This is a genomic window from Providencia sp. PROV033 (assembly GCF_028484855.1).
Classification (GTDB): domain Bacteria; phylum Pseudomonadota; class Gammaproteobacteria; order Enterobacterales; family Enterobacteriaceae; genus Providencia; species Providencia alcalifaciens.
On sequence record NZ_JAMPSW010000038.1, the window covers coordinates 1 to 1,195 of the forward strand.

Annotated in this window: 1 pseudogene; it reads left to right on the top strand. The window is 35.2% G+C overall.

The features are described 5' to 3' along the window. Positions 1-1,195: pseudogene (locus PSF16_RS08655) on the top strand (RTX toxin); the annotation flags it as partial.

Consider the following 1,195-nt stretch of genomic DNA (forward strand, 5'->3'; position numbering starts at 1 on the left):
TTCAGTTGGCACAGCAGCAATTTCAACAGCAACTTAAACAGTATTTTAATGAGGACATCCAACTTTCCGATGGACGGTCTATCAATAGAGGAAAGTCTGCTGGTTTCCAAAAAATGGAAAATGGTGATTTTAGAGGAAGTATTCAATCAATTGATTTGGAATCACAGAACTTAAAAGTCAAATTATCTTCTTTACAGAATCAACGTAAATCTATTATTGAACAAACTGAGTTTAAGTTACCAAAAAATAGCTGGGTAACTATGAATGGTGAAAAAATCGCTTTCGCTAAATTACAGCAATTAGGGGCAACGATTGAAGGGAAGCCTATCACTTTATCGGACATTGCCTCAGATAATCTGCATAAAAAAATTCGTTTTTCTCCTGAAAAGTTAGCAATGTATTTTTCCTTAATGGAAGGTGGAAAAGACGATGTTATTTTTACTAAAATATTTCATGAGCAGCTAAATTCAGTAGATATATACCAATTAATCGATCACCAAGCTAGTTTTAGTGAATCGGCAGTACTGAAAAAACAGTTTAAGTATCTCGCGAATAATAGTGATATACAGCAAGAAACTATTTCATCTTCGACTTTATTAAAAGTTCGCCAAGCTGGAACTAAACTTCCATTATTCCAACGTATTGCAAATAAGTTTGGTCAAGGAATGGGAGCTGCTGGCATTATGCAAAGTATGATTAGTGCATATGCTATTTTGAATAAACTCGATAAACCAGATATTACAGAGGAAGAGGTTAAGGAGCTAGAAAAACAATTTTATTTACTTTGTGCGTCCGCTTTTTTTAATTATGGAGATATGATTATACAACCAATATTGTTAAATATCTCTTCAGCAAAAGGTGGGGCTTCCCTTATTCGTACAAGGCTTGCCGCAGGAACAGTTGTTATTTTTAACTTAGTCGGGATGGGAATTGATATCTATCAAGCCTACGATTGTTTATCTAAACTCAGTGAAGTATCCGATCCTAAGCAACGTCAAGATCTTATTGTCAATGCGGCTTTATCAATTGCGAGTGCTGTCATTAATGGTGTGACCGTGGTTGCTGTATTAGTAGGAACTTCAACTATTCCTGTTGTTGGATTATTTGTTGGTGGAATTTTGCTTGTAGGAGGATGGATTTACAATGGTATTCGCGCAGTTGAGTATATTAAAGAGGTCATTGATATTGATTGGGA